The following is a 14,927-nucleotide window of genomic DNA, read 5'->3' on the forward strand; positions in this document are numbered from 1 at the left end:
TTCCCGTAACCGCCACTTTTCTCATGCCATCAACCCTGTTTTAGAAATAAACGATATAAATAATTGCTGCGAGCACGATACGGTAAACCGCGAACGGGACAAGCTTAATCCGATTAATGAGCTTCAAGAAGAAGCGGATCGAGATCAAAGCGAATACGAAAGCCGCAATAAAACCAGCAATAAAGTATGGCAGATAATCGAGCGTGAAATACTCCCAATTCTTAGCAAGCGACAGAAGGCTCGCACCCGCCATGATCGGAACGGCCATAATGAACGTGAAGTCCGCCGCTGCGCGATGGCTTAGTCCGAGTAAGACGCCGCCGGAAATCGTCGAACCGGAACGCGAGAAACCCGGCCATAACGAGACACATTGTATAAGTCCCACGCTGAACGCTTGCTTGTACGTAATTTGATCGACCGTCTCGACCTTCGGACGCTTAGGTCCGAATTTGTCTGCGATAATCATGAATACGGCGCCTATAACCAGTCCTACAAGCACGGTGCGGATGGAGAACAGATGCTCATCAATGTAATCGTCGAATAGTAAACCAAGCACACCTGCAGGAATAAGCCCGGTAATGACATGGCCCAGCTTCAGACGGCGACCGCCCTGCTCTCCCCCGTTCTCATCTCTCTTTCCTCTGCGCAAACCGAGCATCTCAATGAATCGTTCACGGAAAATAATAAGCACAGCCAGGATCGAGCCTAGCTGAATGACAATCTTGAACGTATTCGCCACATACTTTGTTAAAAACGCCTCGGAATGAAGCCACATGTCATCGACGATAACCATATGTCCGGTGGAGGATACAGGAGCAAACTCCGTAAGACCTTCTACAATTCCCAAAATAATCGCCTTGATAATCATTATGAAATCCATGATGCACGCATTCTCCTATCTTCTCATCTCTCTATTATCCGAACCGCTTGCGATAACCGCACTTGCGGCACAGCTCCTCTACAGCCTCACGACGCGAGAAGCCGTCATACAGCTTCGTTGCGCGTTCTCCCTCCACGATGTCTGAGAAATGCCCATCGTGAATGTTGCCCAGATTAATGACCCCTTCGCCGTCAAGACAGCAAGGAATAACCGTTCCGTCGATCAGGACGCCAGCTTGATTGCGGAGCGCGTAACAGAACCCTTTCCCATCGTCCTCAGGCGCATTCAAATCCGGCCAATCGAATTCGGGATCTTGGTTCAAATATATACGTTCAGCAATCTTCACTCCCGTGCCTGGGATGAACTGCTCGTCGATCCTATAATCCAGATCGAACGCCTTCTCAATCATCGCAAGCAGCTCACGATTGCGCATCTTCTGCAGATTGGTTTCATTATCCATGTCGAGATTCCACAGACGGAACGAGATGATAATGTTGCTGCTCGCTACCGCTTCCTTCACGAAACTTAATATTTCTGCGAGATAACCTTCTTTATCGGTTGAGCCGGGATGGCCGTCGAAGCTATGAAGCGAGAAATTCATTTGGCGCAATGCCGGCTTGTTTATAATCTTAGGCTTGGCTTTCTTAATGAGCGTACCGTTCGTCGTAATATTAACCTTGAAGCCCTTCTCATGGCTAATATCGAGCAGCTCCTCGATCTTCGGATGAAGCAGCGGTTCGCCCTTCACATGGAAATAAATATAGTCGGTATGCGGTTTTATTTGATCGAGCGTCTTCTTGAAATCTTCCACTTGCAAGAAACCTTTCGCGCGCTGCGTTGGCGGGCAGAACGTGCATGAAAGATTGCAAATGCTCGTTGTCTCGATATAGAACTTCTTGAACCTCTTCATTAGTAATATGCTCCATTCGTATATAGCAATGGCTGACAGCTTGCGAGTGCTGAAGCCCTATTCTGTGTAGTCTATTGCCATTATACAACGTTTACTAGGAGCGTGACAAAAAAGGATTATTAAAAAGCTGTTATTCGCGGCTTTCATTGCGAAGCGGTTTAATACCGATTGGAATGGCTTCCTCGTCCGTGGCTATGAATGAAGCCTGGAATGCACCCTCGTAACGAAACACCGTCCCGAGCAGCTTGTTGCGTACCTGTACCGTAATTCGATAGCAAGCCTGCTCGTCATCATACCATTCGCATACATCGGCGAAGCCCGTTAGCAGACTCGGGAAAACAAATTGCAGCTTTCCCTCATAAAACCGCTGCTCACCGGAGCAAATGCGCAGTCCGCCGTTAGGTGCGACCGACAGCTCAAGATCGACCGCTAAATGCTGCTTGTTGCCTAGATAGTCAACGATCGCTTGACGGCGCTTGCTGAATACCATTGTCGCATCAAAATGTCTAACGATTCGCGGGAATTCGAACTTGCGGATCCAAGTTACCGTCTCTCTGCCCGAAGGATCGACATATGCGTAGTTCTCTATCGTGAACGGAATGTTGCTCCCGCCATTCGGAAACATAATATGACGGAACGTGCCTAGAAATAACGGCAGCAGCGCCCACTTGGAGTACCAGATTTGTTTCATAACGCCATGTCCGATCGACGCCTTACGATCGCAGCTGCTGAACCCGAACCGCTGCTGGATGCGCGGGTGAAGTTTGCCAAAGTCGGCTCCAAGCGCTTGTTCATATATGGACTTCATGGACTTTCCCCCTTCCCGACTTACGTGTTGCAGGCGGTTTTCTAATACATCTGGCTGCACTTGGAAGGAAGTTTCGAGTCTTGTAGGCTGCGAAGCAGCAAGCAAGCATGGGCAGTGACACGGTAACGGGGTTAAATGGGGATTGCAGCATTTCGGGATAGACGATACAGATCGGAACCGTTAACAGAAGCAATAATGCAGCTTGTAGTATGGAAGACCATGCGGAACGATGACCGATCGCAGCGGCTAGACCAAGGAATAGCTCGAGTACTCCGAGCACGCGGATCATCGGCACTTCGTAGCCTCCGAACATGCCCGTATGCTGCATAATATCGAACTCTCCGCTTGTCTCTGTATAGAATAGCTTAGGAACAAGACCCATATAAAACCAAAGCGATACTAATGTAATGACACTTGTATAATGGACAAGAGCTCTTCCCGCGGTGACGGACGGCGGAATACGATGCTCCAGCCATATCCGCAGACGATCGAAGCTCCAAGCCGTCGCGAAGCCGAACAGCGGTCTAAACACGGCGGTATCGAATAGCTTACCTAGGAGGCCGAAGCGGGTTTGATAGTCGTATAGAGTGATGAACTTTACGATTCCATCCCCTTCAGGTTTGTAGCTCCAATATCCCCCGCCTTGGCTGATCAGAGACATAGCTTGTTCCGAGCGGAAGGAAAGCGTCGATAGACGAGTTTCTTTCCCGTCTTTCCCTGCTTTCTCTTTGCTCGTCGTTATTCCCGTCCCTTCAATCTGCAGACCAAAGCCAATTCGCGTACGATATTGAAAATGTTGTTCAGCCTCTTCTTGTTCACGGGGCAAATAGTTAATCTCAGTGAATCGCAAATCCCATTGCTGGTGCAGCTCGGGCTGCTGTGTATGAACCCACAGTTCTTCCAACGGCGCTTCAATATTCAGCTCTACGTAGATCGGCTTCCGCTTCACAACGTTCACTCCTTGTCATTGTTTATAAGTGGTTCATCGATAAACCGCTCGCGCAAGGCTGCATTCGGCAGCAGACAGCTTTCCGATCTGCCAAACCAACGATAGCGATTGCTGGCGATGAAGCTATACACGACATTTCGAATTGGCGCAGGTACGATAATGAACGGATAGAGCAACGGCCACAGGCCGTTCAACTGGCCAAGTACTCTCAAGGCGGCTCCCGACTTCGTATAATAACGTCCGCCGCGGATGAATACGAACGTATCCAGGTCGTGGAGCGGAAGACCGCCCTCAGCAAGCAGCTGCTGTCCGATCTGCGATTGAAGCGAGGCGAATTGGAACTTAGCCTCCTTGTCGCGCTTGATGACGAACTTCGTGATGGCGTTGCATAGGTGACAATGCCCATCAACGAGCATGATCATTGGTTGTTTCAGTTTATTGTCGCTCATCGTGTTCAACCCTCTCTGCTTGCTTCTATCTTAATGCTGACCCTGCATCACAGGGCAGACCTAACTTTTGTAGTACGATCGACAAAGGGGTACTACGATTTGTAGTACCCCTTAGTTTTTATTGCCGTCTGATTCATCCATTAGACCACGTTTCTTCACTTTCTCGATCGCTTCCTTGCTGCTTTTGACACCAAACTTTTTGAGCATTTTGTTAACCTGATTTTTGAGCGTGCTTTCCGCTTTATACAGCTTCTGCTCGATTTGGCTCTGCGTATGCCCGGTTTCAATAAGCTCGAACACTTCTCGCTCGGCCGGAGTTAAGTCTTTAAGCTGCTCTTCTCGTTTGAGTCTGGCGAACTCCTTAAGCAGCGCCTCCATTGGGGCTGGGTAGAGGTGGGCATTCCGAATCGTCTGCGGCAGCTCCTTGAACTGGGTTTTCTCCAAATATTGAATCGCTCCAGCGGTGAAAGCTTTCGTCATCGATTGTTCATCATTTAATGACGTTAACATAATAATCTTCGCCGACGTCAATCCGTGCAATTCCATCGCGGTCTGAATGCCGTCAAGTCTGCTGCCAGCCAGCTGTATATCCATTAATATAATATCGATCTGCGTCGTCTGCGCTCCTCGTACCGCGTCATCGGCATTCGTGGCTGCACCAACAACGAGAATATCCTCTTCTCGGTTCAGATAGGAAGTGATTGCTTTAATCCAATCCGGATCGTCTTCAACGACGTACACCTTGATATGATTCATCTTAGCACCCTCCTGGCGCGCGCGTTCTGCTTAGCCTGACTCTTAACCCATTCGGACTACTTTATGGCGGGGAAAATAAAACGATACGGCAAGTCCGCCTCTCTCCCCGTTCGCAAGCTTCACGCTGCCGCCGCTTTTCGCCATCACATTGTAGACATACGATAAGCCAAGACCGAAGTTTTTGCCTGATTTGCCGCTGCTGTAGAACGGATCGAATACTCGGTTCAGTTGCTCCGGCGGGATACCTTTCCCGCTATCTTGAATCGTAAGCACGACTGCGCGTTTGACAGCTTCTATCTTAATGTTTATATTTCCTTTACCATCCGCAGCCATTGCTTCACATGCATTCGTTAACACGTTGCTGATCGCTTCAGCCAAGTGGAACGGATCGCATACAACGACCGGCTTAACCTCATAACTGCTTGCAACTTCCACATCATATTTTTGGAAAAGACCGCTGTGATGTACGATACATTGCTCCATCAGCTTATCGAGCCGGGTCGATTGCTCCTGAAGCTCGATCGTCCTCATTTGATTGTGAATGCGCGATACGATGCCCAGCATATGCTCGGTCGCATTTTCGATAATTAGCATATGCTGCTGTGATTGCTCGCTGACTACGCTATCGCCGGTGTAGATGCTTTTCAAATTTTCGGTGCTTATGGCGATTTTGCCAATCTCGTTCTTAATGGAATGATTAAGCAACGCCGTACCTGAGCTGACCGCCTGCATCGTGCTTTGAAGCGGGTCTTGCTCGAACTTAAGCCTTACGCCAAGCACTCCGTACAGAAACGTACATAGCAGCGCCAGTGCGAAGGAATAGATCATAAATACTGAAATGTATTGAAAGAAATCAAAAGATGGATAGATCACTTTAGCAACGTAGATAAAGATAAGAACGCCTAGCAAGGGCGGCACGATGATCAACATCGAGATGAAGCGATTTCGTTTCATGCGAGCATCTGTTTCTTGCCAGAACGACGTAATCAGCAGGTAACAGGTCATTAAATAATAAGGTGCGCTGCATAGGAGCAGTACGATATAAAAGAAACTGCGATTCGGCATGGTATATTCCAGAATAGCCATAATAACTGAAGGAATAAGCAACAGCAGCTTCGCCTTTCTATTGCCTCTCCCCGTACGAAGCTTGTCCGCATACAATAAGCTGAATATAAGAACGCCGTACGGTGTTATCGTATAGTTTAATAGCTGAACAAGTCTAGCTTCATGTAGAGCATTGTGACTGACTAGCCAATCTGTAGTACCGCCAATTGCAGCGAAAAACAGGAAAAACGATGCCCAGCGGCTTGATTCGCTGCTTCGATTGTTTATCCATACAATAATGGCAGCCAGCAGCAGCGCGGCAAAATAAAATAACATGACGTTGTACCGTCCTTATTTTTCGAAGAATAACTTTATCCTACCACAGATTGGAAGCGCTGAGAACGATAAAGCCCAGCCGCTTAGTGAAAGGGCTGGGCTTGCTAGGCTCGTATAATTAATTTAAAAGTCGGATTTAGGCTTGCGCGGCTGCGGCTTCGCTTTGTTCTGTACCGCTGGCAGATGTCTCATGCTGCGAAGCATCGGCCCTTTGCAGATCGGGCATGCTTGCTCAGTCGCAGACGCGAACTCATCTCTTACCCATGCTTTGCAGTCACTGTTTTTGCATTTCCATATTTTCGTCGGTTTAAGCTTCGGTTTTGCTTCATCGCTAGTAGTCACGCTTGTGTAATCCCCTTTTTCATTTCAATGCTCTCTATACGGTTATATATACGGGTTGAATGCATACCGGCTTGGATACCGATACGTTATTTCCTGTGAACGTAAGCTCCCCGCTAGGTTGATCTACGGCGAACGTCGCAATATTGTTCGTGTCGCGATTCGCTGCGAGCAAGTAACGTCCACTTGGTGTTAATGCAAAATGACGCGGATGTCCGCCTTGAACGGAAATATGCTGAATCGTCGTCAGCTTGCCCGATTGCTCGTCTACCGCATAAACAACGATACTGTCATGACCACGGTTGGAGCCATACACATATTTACCGTCATTGCTAATTGTGATTTCGGCACAGGAATTGTCGCCTTCGAAGCCTTCAGGCAGTGTCGATACCGTCTGAATCGTCGATAACTGACCTGATTGAGCATCATAGGCAAATGCGGTTACGGTTGAATCTACCTCATTAATGACATACGCATAGCTGCCGTTCGGATGGAACGTCAGATGACGAGGTCCTGCTCCAGGATGAAGTGCTACTTCCGCTACAACAATCAGTTTACCAGCTTCCTTGTCTACCTTGTAAGTGACAATTTTGTCCAAGCCTAAATCTTGAATGAGCAAATAACGTCCGTCCGGGCTATAGAACGAGGAATGCGGATGCGGTCGGTCTTGCCGCTCTGGATGAACACTGCTGCCTGTATGCTGTGCTACGTCCAGTTTCTCTCCGATAAGCCCATCTTCTGTTAGAGCATGTAAACCAATCATTCCTCCATGATAGCTCGTAACTGTGGCAAATCTTTTTGAAGCATCCAATTGAATATGGCATGTCGTTGAATCGACCGTTATAGCACGGTTAAGCAATGTTAGCTTGCCTGCAGCTCCGTCGATGGCGAATGCTGCCGCTTCCCCAACCTTACGGCCATCCTCCATCGTTGTCTCCGAAATGGCGTACAATCGATTGTGTTCTGCATCCACTTGAACAAATGTTGGATTTTTTAATCCCGCATATTCGTTTAATAGCGTTAATTGTCCGGTTTCTTCATCAAAAGCATACACGTAGACTCCGCTTTCTTCGGCCTCCGAATAGGATCCGGCGAAGACAAGCAAGCGCTGTTGCTCTGCACTCACGTATTATTCCCCCCAAACCATTTAACAAGCACGTTCCCTATTATAAGTTGAATATCGCAGCAAAACAAATCTTGACGGCGATCAATTTATGATTATTGATCGCTGCTTCTGTCTTCCGCCCTCTTCGCTAATACCCATAATCGTCCCGACCATTCGATTGTATCGCCGACTTGTATGCCCGAGGCGAGCTTCTGCAATGCTACTTTGCTTATCCTTCCATCACAATTAATTTCTGCGCAGTCAAAAAACAGACGGCTCACTATCGCCGTCCGCTTTATTTGACATTTGCTGTTGTTCTGGTCTGATTCAGTAGGATCGATTCTGTCCATTACGAGCGTTTAGCGTCTGGCGCGCATACACCATCCGTACATAATACATCATCATCCCCATCAACTTGAACGAGCGTCGGATGTTTTTCCTCCCAAGCTTTGATCAAAGTACTAAGGAAGGTTTCAGGAGATTGCGCTCCGGATACTGCATACTTACGGTCAAATACGTAGAACGGAACGCCTCGTATGCCTAGCGTACTGCCTTCGTCTTCTTCACCGCGCACGGCGTCCGCATAGTCGTTAGACGCAAGTATTTGAGCCGCAACTGCTGCATCAAGCCCCACTTCTCCCGCAAGCTGAGCCAGTGTCTCATGGTTACCGACGTTGTCATTGTCTGTGAAATGCGCTTTGAATAGTCGCTCCGAAAGCTCCTTGTCTTTGCCCTTTGAAGCAGCGTAATGCATCAGACGATGCGAGTCGAACGTATTCGTAACGATTTGACCGTTAAAATTGAATGTGAGACCGACTTCTGCTGCTTGTTGCGCGACATTCTCCGTATTCGCTTTCGCTTGTTGAATCGACATGCCGTATTTTTTGGAAAGCATTTCAAGCGTACTAATACCTGAATTCGCATCTGCACCTGGATCAAGCTCGAAGCTGCGGTATACGACTTCGATATTCTCCTTATGCTCGAACTTACTTAATGCCATTTCGAATCTTCTTTTGCCAATATAACAGAACGGACATACATAATCCGACCATATTTCTACTTTCATTGTTAGAAGCACCTCCGAATAATGGTTGTAAAATCACTTAATATCAAAACGAGAGTTACTTTCATTATAACGTATTCATACAAAATTGCGAACCTTGAGAATTGATATTCCAGCTTTATTTACATAATTATGTTTATGTTGTTATTGTGAGTTGCCGAACATAAAAACAGCGTCTAGAGATTATTAATCTCTAAACGCTGTTCATTTTAAACTGCGAAAATATGGCGGCCAATCTTCAGTGTCTGTTGTCTCGACCAGATCCACTTAGATGTAGCGGTATCCGGGTTAAAGTAGTACAACGCGCCATTAGTCGGGTCGTTGCCGCGAATCGCTTCCAATGCGGCTTTGTATGCCGTCGAATCCGGCTTCATATAATATTGCCCATCATCAACAGCAGTGAAAGCGCCTGGCTGTTCGATTACGCCTTGAACCGTATTCGGGAAGTCCGAAGCGGCAACACGGTTCATCACGACAGCTCCGACTGCGATCTGGCCTTTATAAGGCTCTCCGCGCGATTCTGCATAAATGATACGAGCAAGCAGATCAAGCTCCTTCTGATTGACGGATACCTTTTTCAGCGTCTCCCACGTTTGTTTGCCGGCAATGCCATCCACCGCAATGCTGTAGTCCTTCTGGAATTTCATCAATGCCTCGTACGTATCATCGCCAAAAAACAACGTAATCGAGCTGTCGAAATAACCTAGTGTTTTCAGTCGGTATTGCAAATCCGGTACGTCAGGACCTGTGCTTCCGTACTTTAATGTTGCCGGAGCAGCCGCATTCGCATGCGTGGTTGGTATCGCTAAAGCGAGCATAATACCGATCAATAATGCCATACTATAGTTAATCAATCGTTTATTCATCGTTATGAATATCCTCCTTATTCACCGAATCGTTTATCGTTCAAATCGTGTAAAACGATCATCGGCCGTTGGTTTTTACGAGTGTAGCATAAGCTCTTGATCAAATGTAACCTCAATCTAGATATTACATATATTTACTAGTATTCATTTTTCTCATTTATTGATATAATTTCACGTCTTTTATGAGGGCATATCCTTAGAGCACCAACGGTTTAGGCAAATAGGAACATACAGGCGCATCGTCCGGCTTAGTCGGATGCTGTGCCTTATTTAATTTCGCGTTTCGCGTTGTGACTTGGCGAGGTGATTGCTACAATATAGGAGATTCGATAGATTACTTATAAAGAAAATCGGACATAAGCTTTCACATGATAACATAACAATAATTATGTAAACTTTATACCATTAACAATTAAACACATGAATTAAGGGGTGCAAGCGAATGAATATCATTAAGCAAAAAGACCGGCTGGAGCTCGACAAAAAAATTCTCACTATGCCCTGGTTCATCGAAAAGTTTATCAACTATAAGCTGCCTGACCTGTCCCCCTCCTCGTTGCTTGAATACATCCGAGACTATGATACTTTCCTCAGATGGTTGATGGCTGAAGGCTTGTCCTCGGCAAGTGATGTCAAGCAAGTAACACTGCTCGAGCTGGAACAGCTTCATATGGACAGCATCGACGGCTATCGGATGTTCCTGTCTACCTATAAGGAAGAGCGTAACAGCAAGACGACGATCTCACGCAAGCTGTCCTCCCTTCGCTCCTTGTTCCATTACTTAAGCCAAATTGCCGAGGACGAGCAGTTCTACCCGTTATTGAAACGGAATGTAATGGCCAAAGTAACGATCAAGCGGACACATAAGCCGAAGGATACAGCTGCCAAGCTAGAAGGAAAGCTGTTGCAAGAAGAAGAAATATCGGAGTTTATGTTCTACGTGCAGCAGCAATACGAGACGGATATCGCTTCTAATAAGCAAGCGCTGTACTCCTATGAGCTGAATAAAACAAGAGATGCGTGCATAATCAGCTTCATCCTGCACTCGGGGCTTCGCGTGTCCGAACTCGTTAATTTGAATGTGGACGATGTGGACGTGAAGAAGAAGCTTGCTCATGTGTACCGCAAAGGACGCAACGACGATAACTTTAAGACGCCGGTCTATTTTCGCCAAGAAGCGGTAGAAGATTTACAAGCGTATTTACAGCTGCGGGAGACGCGATATAAAGCTCAGAAACGCGAGAAGGCTTTGTTTTTGGCGATCGCCAATGGCAAAAATGAAGGTGCGAGGATGACGAAGCGTGCGATCCAGGAGATGGTTATTAAATATGCCAAGCGCTTCGGAAAGCCATATTTATCTGTCCATAAATTAAGGCATTCGTTCGCAACGGACTATTATCTCCGCAACGATATTTATAAAACGCAAGAGCAATTGGGCCATGCCTCACCGGAAACGACACAAATTTATGCGCATCTCACCGATAAGACGATGGCCCTTGCCATTGATCGAACGAAAGAATAGGAATAAGTTCAGAAGTTTAACTAACTCGTCTGCAATATAACGGATTCCTGCATCGACAGCTGCGTCAACACGAGGTTCGCATACAGGCCTCCCTGCTTCATGAGCGCTTCATGCGAGCCTTGTTCCGCAATACGGCCGTCCTGTACGACGAGGATAAGATCTGCGTCTCGTATCGTGGATAACCGATGAGCGATAATGAACGCCGTCCGTCCAGCAAGCAACGTCTGGAGCGCTTCCTGGATATGCTGCTCTGTCTCCGTATCGACGCTGGATGTCGCCTCATCGAGAATGAGGATGCGCGGATCGGACAACAACACGCGTCCGAATGCAAGCAGCTGGCGCTGTCCGACCGACAGCTTCGAGCCTCGTTCCTCCAACTCTGTTGCATAGCCGTCCGAGAGCTGCGCGACGACACGGTCTAATCGTACGCTCTCCCCTGCTTTGCGAAGCTGTTCATCACTCGCATCCTCGTTACCGTAGCGCATATTTTGCTCCACTGTTCCCGCGAAGATGAAAGAATCCTGCAGCACGATCCCCATTTGCTTGCGCAAAGACTCCAGCGTTGCATCCTTCACATCCATACCGTCAATTCGAACGCTGCCGTCAGTTGCGTCATAGAAACGCATGAGCAGATTGACGATCGTACTCTTGCCAGCGCCGGTTGGACCGACGAGGGCCACCCGTTGCCCCGGCTTCACCTTAAAGCTGACGTCATGAAGCACATCAGGCTTACTCTCTTCATAACGGAAGGAGACATGCTCGAACTCCACTCCTCCTGCTATTGGCGGCAGCTCGCGGGCGTCGCTGCTGTTTTTCACCTCGGAGTCGGTGTCCAATACTTCAAATATACGTTCCGCGGATGCCATAGCCGAGAGCAATTGACTGTACACCTTCGACAAGGCGCTGAGCGGGCCCCAGAAACGCCACAAATAGTTGATGAACGCCATAATGAAGCCTAGCGACAAAGCGCCGTCGATGACGCGAATAGCGCCGAACCAAACGACGATACAAGTGCCGATCATCCCGATCATCTCGACAAGCGGATAGACAGTCGATTCAAGCGTAATGGCGCGCATGAACGCTTTCTTATTACGCATGTTGATTTCGTTGAACATGTCGTTATTTTTATTTTGGCGCGAGAACGCTTGAACGACGCGTATTCCTTGGATCGTCTCGTTCAGGTTGCCGTTGATTGCGGACATCGTGGAACGCGAACGCGACCAAGAGCCCTCGATCTTCGGCCTGACTTTGGCAACGATTAAATACAATAAAGGCATCATAACGAACGATAGGATGGCAAGCTGCCAATCCATCCAGAACAAGATGATGACAATGCCGAGCAAATGCGTGACTTCCATTACCATCGTTATTAAGCCGCCGTTGATCAACTCGCCGATGGCGTTCGTATCATTCGTTATCCGCGACATAATCTTGCCTGCCGGACGACCGTCGAAGAAACGGAACGACAACGATTGCAGATGATTGAACAGCTGTTGACGCAAATCGAATAAAATCCGTTGGCCGGTGAAGTTAATCCATCTTGTATGCATCCAGCTGAACAGCCAGCTTATGATTCGGATGCCGAGTAATGATGCCCCTAACGCGGTAATGACGGCATAGTTTTTGTCTCCAATGCCTTTATCGATCAAATAAGCGAGTATAATCGGCTCGGATAAGCTTAGCAGCATGTTGAGCAGTACAATGACAACAACTAAGCTCATCAGCTTGCGGTACGGATATAGGTAGCGCAGCATTCGCCGCATATATTTCATATTAAACGGTTTTTCCTCGATATCTTCATCCATATCCCATTCGACTTGACTCATGAAGCACCTCGTTTCTTAAGTAAAATGGTTATTTATGCAGCGCAATCTGCTTCTGACGGTTGAATAGCTGGCTGAAGAAGCCGCCTCGCTCATTCAGTTCCTTATGCGTGCCTTCTTCGGTTATGCGTCCGTTCTCAAGTACGATAATCCGATTCGCATGCTGAATGGAGGACAAGCGCTGGGCAATAATGAATGTCGTCCGCCCTTCCATAACCTCCAGCAGCGCTTCGTGAATCGCCGACTCGGTTGCGGTGTCAACGCTTGCCGTCGCCTCGTCCAGGACAAGGATCGGCGGATCCATGAGGATCGCGCGCGACAGCGCTACACGCTGACGCTGACCGCCGGAGAGACCAACGCCTCGTTCACCGATGCGCGTATTGTAACCGTCCGGCAAACCGACGATAAAGTCATGTATTTGCGACTTTTTGGCTGCATTCTCGATCTGCTCCTGCGTTGCATCCGGGCAGCCGTATGCGATATTATCACGAATTGAAGCAGAGAATAGGAACGTTTCCTGCGGCACAATGCCGATGCTCTTGCGCAAGCCATCGAGGTCGTAGTCTTTGACATCAATGCCGTCTATGAGCACCCGTCCGCTTGCCGCGTCATAAAATCTGGACAACAAGCCGATCAAGCTGCTTTTGCCGGAACCGGTCGAACCTAATACGCCGATAACCTCGCCTCGATCAACCGTGAACGATATGCGGTCCAATATCGGGCTGTCCTTCTCTTGATCTTGGTCGTCGAAATAAAAAGAAACGTTGTCAAACACAACATTGCCGCTCATGCCGTCAGTTGAAGCACCGTTTGCTGGCGATTCGATATCGACCTTCGTGTCTAACACCTCGAACACGCGGGGAGCTGCCTTCATCGCCTGTTGCATAATGTTGATCTGCCAGCCAAGCATGTTGAGCGGCCATATAATTCCCCATGTGTACCATTGGAACGCCATGAACGTTCCGAGCGTCATCTCACCTTTCACGACGAAGATAGCGCCGATCCATATCATGAGCACGAAGGTAAGTCCGCCGTAAAAGCCCATCTGAGGGAAGGCGCGTGCCTCCAGCTTGGCGCGCTCCATGTTCGTCTCGAAGTTCTGTTCGTTGCGCTCGGCGAACTTCCGTTCCTCAACCTTCTCTGTAGCGAACGACTTTACAACTCGTATACCCGAAATATTTTCCTGAAGCGTCGTTGTTAACCGTCCCATCTGCTCCCGAATATTACTCCAAGCTGGACCGACTTTATGATTGAATCTCCACAGTACGAATAAGATCAGCGGAATCGTCACAAGACTTATCAACGTAACCTTCCATTGCATCGACATCATAAAGATGACCGTTCCCAAAAAAGTAAGCATGCCCGTAATGAGATTCATCGCCCCGAAACCGACGAAGTTTTTGACCGAATCGATATCCCCGGTCATTCGGGACATTAATTGCCCCGTCTGAGCACGATCGTAATAGGAGAAAGATAGCCGTTGCAAATGCGCATATAATTCTTTGCGTAGCTGGAACACGACATTTTGCCCGACAAGCTCCTGCGAATAGCCTTGTACGAACATCGCTCCGCTCTTAATCGCCTGCACGCCGATGAGCGAGAGCGTCAACCAGAAAACGACAGACATATCTTTTTTGTCGATCCCCTTATCGAATATTTCCCTGAGGATCCATGGCGCTACTAGATCGATCAGTGTCGCTACCACCATAATGGTTATCGCGGTTACGACCCATTTGGCGCTTGGCCTTACGTAGACCATAATTCTCATGAGCGTTTTCATTTCGATTTTGCCAACCCCTTTCTGAGCAAACCTTTATACTTTCCTATACGTCAAAAAGACCGCAAGCCGTAGATAGGCTCGCGGTCTTCGTATTAACGGCTGACAGCATAGCGATCTCGCTATATGGTCACCGCTTTGCGAAGGCAGGCCGGTCGGCATGTTTGAACCATTGGTTGGGACTGATTCGACAACGCGATGTTACGGCCTTGCTCACCAACAGTCCAATTAAACATACGATGACCCCCTTCTTCTTTAATTACGGTAGTATTGTTTTCTAACCCAACCAAATCTTAACAC

15 protein-coding genes are annotated in these 14,927 nt (G+C 47.9%); 1 reads left to right on the forward strand and 14 read right to left on the reverse strand.

All coding sequences use genetic code 11. The annotated features are described in order from the left end of the window. Window positions 1-40: 40 nt before the first annotated feature. The 12 genes from AB4Z33_RS09545 to sleB form a co-directional block, all read right to left on the reverse strand. A complete protein-coding gene (locus AB4Z33_RS09545; protein WP_442049715.1) occupies window positions 41-880 on the reverse strand; it encodes an undecaprenyl-diphosphate phosphatase in 840 nt (279 codons plus the stop codon). A gap of 34 nt (window positions 881-914) precedes the next feature. Continuing rightward, entirely contained in the window at window positions 915-1,790 is an 876-nt protein-coding gene (locus AB4Z33_RS09550) for a radical SAM/SPASM domain-containing protein (RefSeq protein WP_442049716.1), read from the reverse strand. A 130-nt stretch (window positions 1,791-1,920) separates the two neighbouring features. After that, window positions 1,921-2,598 (reverse strand): DUF4166 domain-containing protein, encoded by a 678-nt coding sequence (locus tag AB4Z33_RS09555; protein ID WP_442049717.1) that lies wholly within the window; start codon window positions 2,596-2,598, stop codon window positions 1,921-1,923. Beyond that, on the reverse strand, window positions 2,582-3,547 hold the full coding sequence (locus tag AB4Z33_RS09560; RefSeq protein ID WP_442049718.1) for a DoxX-like family protein: 966 nt from the start codon (window positions 3,545-3,547) through the stop codon (window positions 2,582-2,584). The genes AB4Z33_RS09555 and AB4Z33_RS09560 overlap by 17 nt, the downstream gene beginning before the upstream one ends. A gap of 5 nt (window positions 3,548-3,552) precedes the next feature. Beyond that, entirely contained in the window at window positions 3,553-3,996 is a 444-nt protein-coding gene (locus tag AB4Z33_RS09565) for a thiol-disulfide oxidoreductase DCC family protein (RefSeq protein ID WP_442049719.1), read from the reverse strand. A 111-nt stretch (window positions 3,997-4,107) separates the two neighbouring features. Beyond that, window positions 4,108-4,752 (reverse strand): response regulator, encoded by a 645-nt coding sequence (locus tag AB4Z33_RS09570; protein ID WP_442049720.1) that lies wholly within the window; start codon window positions 4,750-4,752, stop codon window positions 4,108-4,110. A gap of 42 nt (window positions 4,753-4,794) precedes the next feature. Beyond that, window positions 4,795-6,132 (reverse strand): ATP-binding protein, encoded by a 1,338-nt coding sequence (locus AB4Z33_RS09575; protein ID WP_442049721.1) that lies wholly within the window; start codon window positions 6,130-6,132, stop codon window positions 4,795-4,797. 123 nt (window positions 6,133-6,255) lie between these two features. Then, the gene (locus tag AB4Z33_RS09580) at window positions 6,256-6,474 is read right to left on the reverse strand and encodes a cold-inducible protein YdjO-related protein (RefSeq protein ID WP_337101356.1); all 219 of its coding nucleotides are present in this window, start codon (window positions 6,472-6,474) and stop codon (window positions 6,256-6,258) included. Window positions 6,475-6,508: 34 nt separating this feature from the next. Then, complete coding sequence (locus AB4Z33_RS09585) at window positions 6,509-7,597, reverse strand: lactonase family protein (RefSeq protein ID WP_442049722.1); 1,089 nt, start codon at window positions 7,595-7,597, stop codon at window positions 6,509-6,511. Window positions 7,598-7,689: 92 nt separating this feature from the next. After that, window positions 7,690-7,926, reverse strand: coding sequence for a hypothetical protein (locus tag AB4Z33_RS09590; RefSeq protein ID WP_442049723.1), 237 nt, complete (start codon window positions 7,924-7,926; stop codon window positions 7,690-7,692). Then, window positions 7,926-8,642 carry a DsbA family oxidoreductase gene (locus tag AB4Z33_RS09595; protein ID WP_442049724.1) on the reverse strand — a complete coding sequence of 239 codons (717 nt, stop codon included), beginning with the start codon at window positions 8,640-8,642 and terminating at the stop codon, window positions 7,926-7,928. Before AB4Z33_RS09595 ends, AB4Z33_RS09590 begins: the two co-directional genes overlap by 1 nt. Before the next feature lie 206 nt (window positions 8,643-8,848). Continuing rightward, window positions 8,849-9,505 (reverse strand): spore cortex-lytic enzyme, encoded by a 657-nt coding sequence (gene sleB / locus AB4Z33_RS09600; protein WP_442049725.1) that lies wholly within the window; start codon window positions 9,503-9,505, stop codon window positions 8,849-8,851. Between the two features lie 442 nt (window positions 9,506-9,947). On the opposite strand from sleB, the gene xerS reads away from it, so the two are divergent. Continuing rightward, window positions 9,948-11,027 carry a tyrosine recombinase XerS gene (xerS, locus tag AB4Z33_RS09605; RefSeq protein ID WP_337101362.1) on the forward strand — a complete coding sequence of 360 codons (1,080 nt, stop codon included), beginning with the start codon at window positions 9,948-9,950 and terminating at the stop codon, window positions 11,025-11,027. Between the two features lie 20 nt (window positions 11,028-11,047). On the opposite strand, the gene AB4Z33_RS09610 is transcribed toward xerS, so the two are convergent. Next, complete coding sequence (locus AB4Z33_RS09610; protein ID WP_442049726.1) at window positions 11,048-12,853, reverse strand: ABC transporter ATP-binding protein; 1,806 nt, start codon at window positions 12,851-12,853, stop codon at window positions 11,048-11,050. A gap of 28 nt (window positions 12,854-12,881) precedes the next feature. After that, window positions 12,882-14,618, reverse strand: coding sequence for an ABC transporter ATP-binding protein (locus AB4Z33_RS09615; protein ID WP_442049727.1), 1,737 nt, complete (start codon window positions 14,616-14,618; stop codon window positions 12,882-12,884). Window positions 14,619-14,927 lie beyond the last annotated feature (309 nt).

The sequence above is a fragment of the Paenibacillus sp. 2TAB19 genome, assembly GCF_052115185.1.
Classification (GTDB): Bacteria; Bacillota; Bacilli; order Paenibacillales; family Paenibacillaceae; genus Pristimantibacillus.

What these genes read in the sequence shown, in the direction of transcription:
- AB4Z33_RS09545 (WP_442049715.1), bottom strand. Translation starts at nt 880, where the DNA reads ATGGATTTCATAATGATTATCAAGGCGATTATTTTGGGAATTGTAGAA.
- AB4Z33_RS09550 (WP_442049716.1), bottom strand. Translation starts at nt 1,790, where the DNA reads ATGAAGAGGTTCAAGAAGTTCTATATCGAGACAACGAGCATTTGCAAT.
- AB4Z33_RS09555 (WP_442049717.1), bottom strand. Translation starts at nt 2,598, where the DNA reads ATGAAGTCCATATATGAACAAGCGCTTGGAGCCGACTTTGGCAAACTT.
- AB4Z33_RS09565 (WP_442049719.1), bottom strand. Translation starts at nt 3,996, where the DNA reads ATGAGCGACAATAAACTGAAACAACCAATGATCATGCTCGTTGATGGG.
- AB4Z33_RS09570 (WP_442049720.1), bottom strand. Translation starts at nt 4,752, where the DNA reads ATGAATCATATCAAGGTGTACGTCGTTGAAGACGATCCGGATTGGATT.
- AB4Z33_RS09575 (WP_442049721.1), bottom strand. Translation starts at nt 6,132, where the DNA reads ATGTTATTTTATTTTGCCGCGCTGCTGCTGGCTGCCATTATTGTATGG.
- AB4Z33_RS09590 (WP_442049723.1), bottom strand. Translation starts at nt 7,926, where the DNA reads ATGGACAGAATCGATCCTACTGAATCAGACCAGAACAACAGCAAATGT.
- AB4Z33_RS09595 (WP_442049724.1), bottom strand. Translation starts at nt 8,642, where the DNA reads ATGAAAGTAGAAATATGGTCGGATTATGTATGTCCGTTCTGTTATATT.
- sleB (WP_442049725.1), bottom strand. Translation starts at nt 9,505, where the DNA reads ATGAATAAACGATTGATTAACTATAGTATGGCATTATTGATCGGTATT.
- xerS (WP_337101362.1), top strand. Translation starts at nt 9,948, where the DNA reads ATGAATATCATTAAGCAAAAAGACCGGCTGGAGCTCGACAAAAAAATT.
- AB4Z33_RS09610 (WP_442049726.1), bottom strand. Translation starts at nt 12,853, where the DNA reads ATGAGTCAAGTCGAATGGGATATGGATGAAGATATCGAGGAAAAACCG.
- AB4Z33_RS09615 (WP_442049727.1), bottom strand. Translation starts at nt 14,618, where the DNA reads ATGAGAATTATGGTCTACGTAAGGCCAAGCGCCAAATGGGTCGTAACC.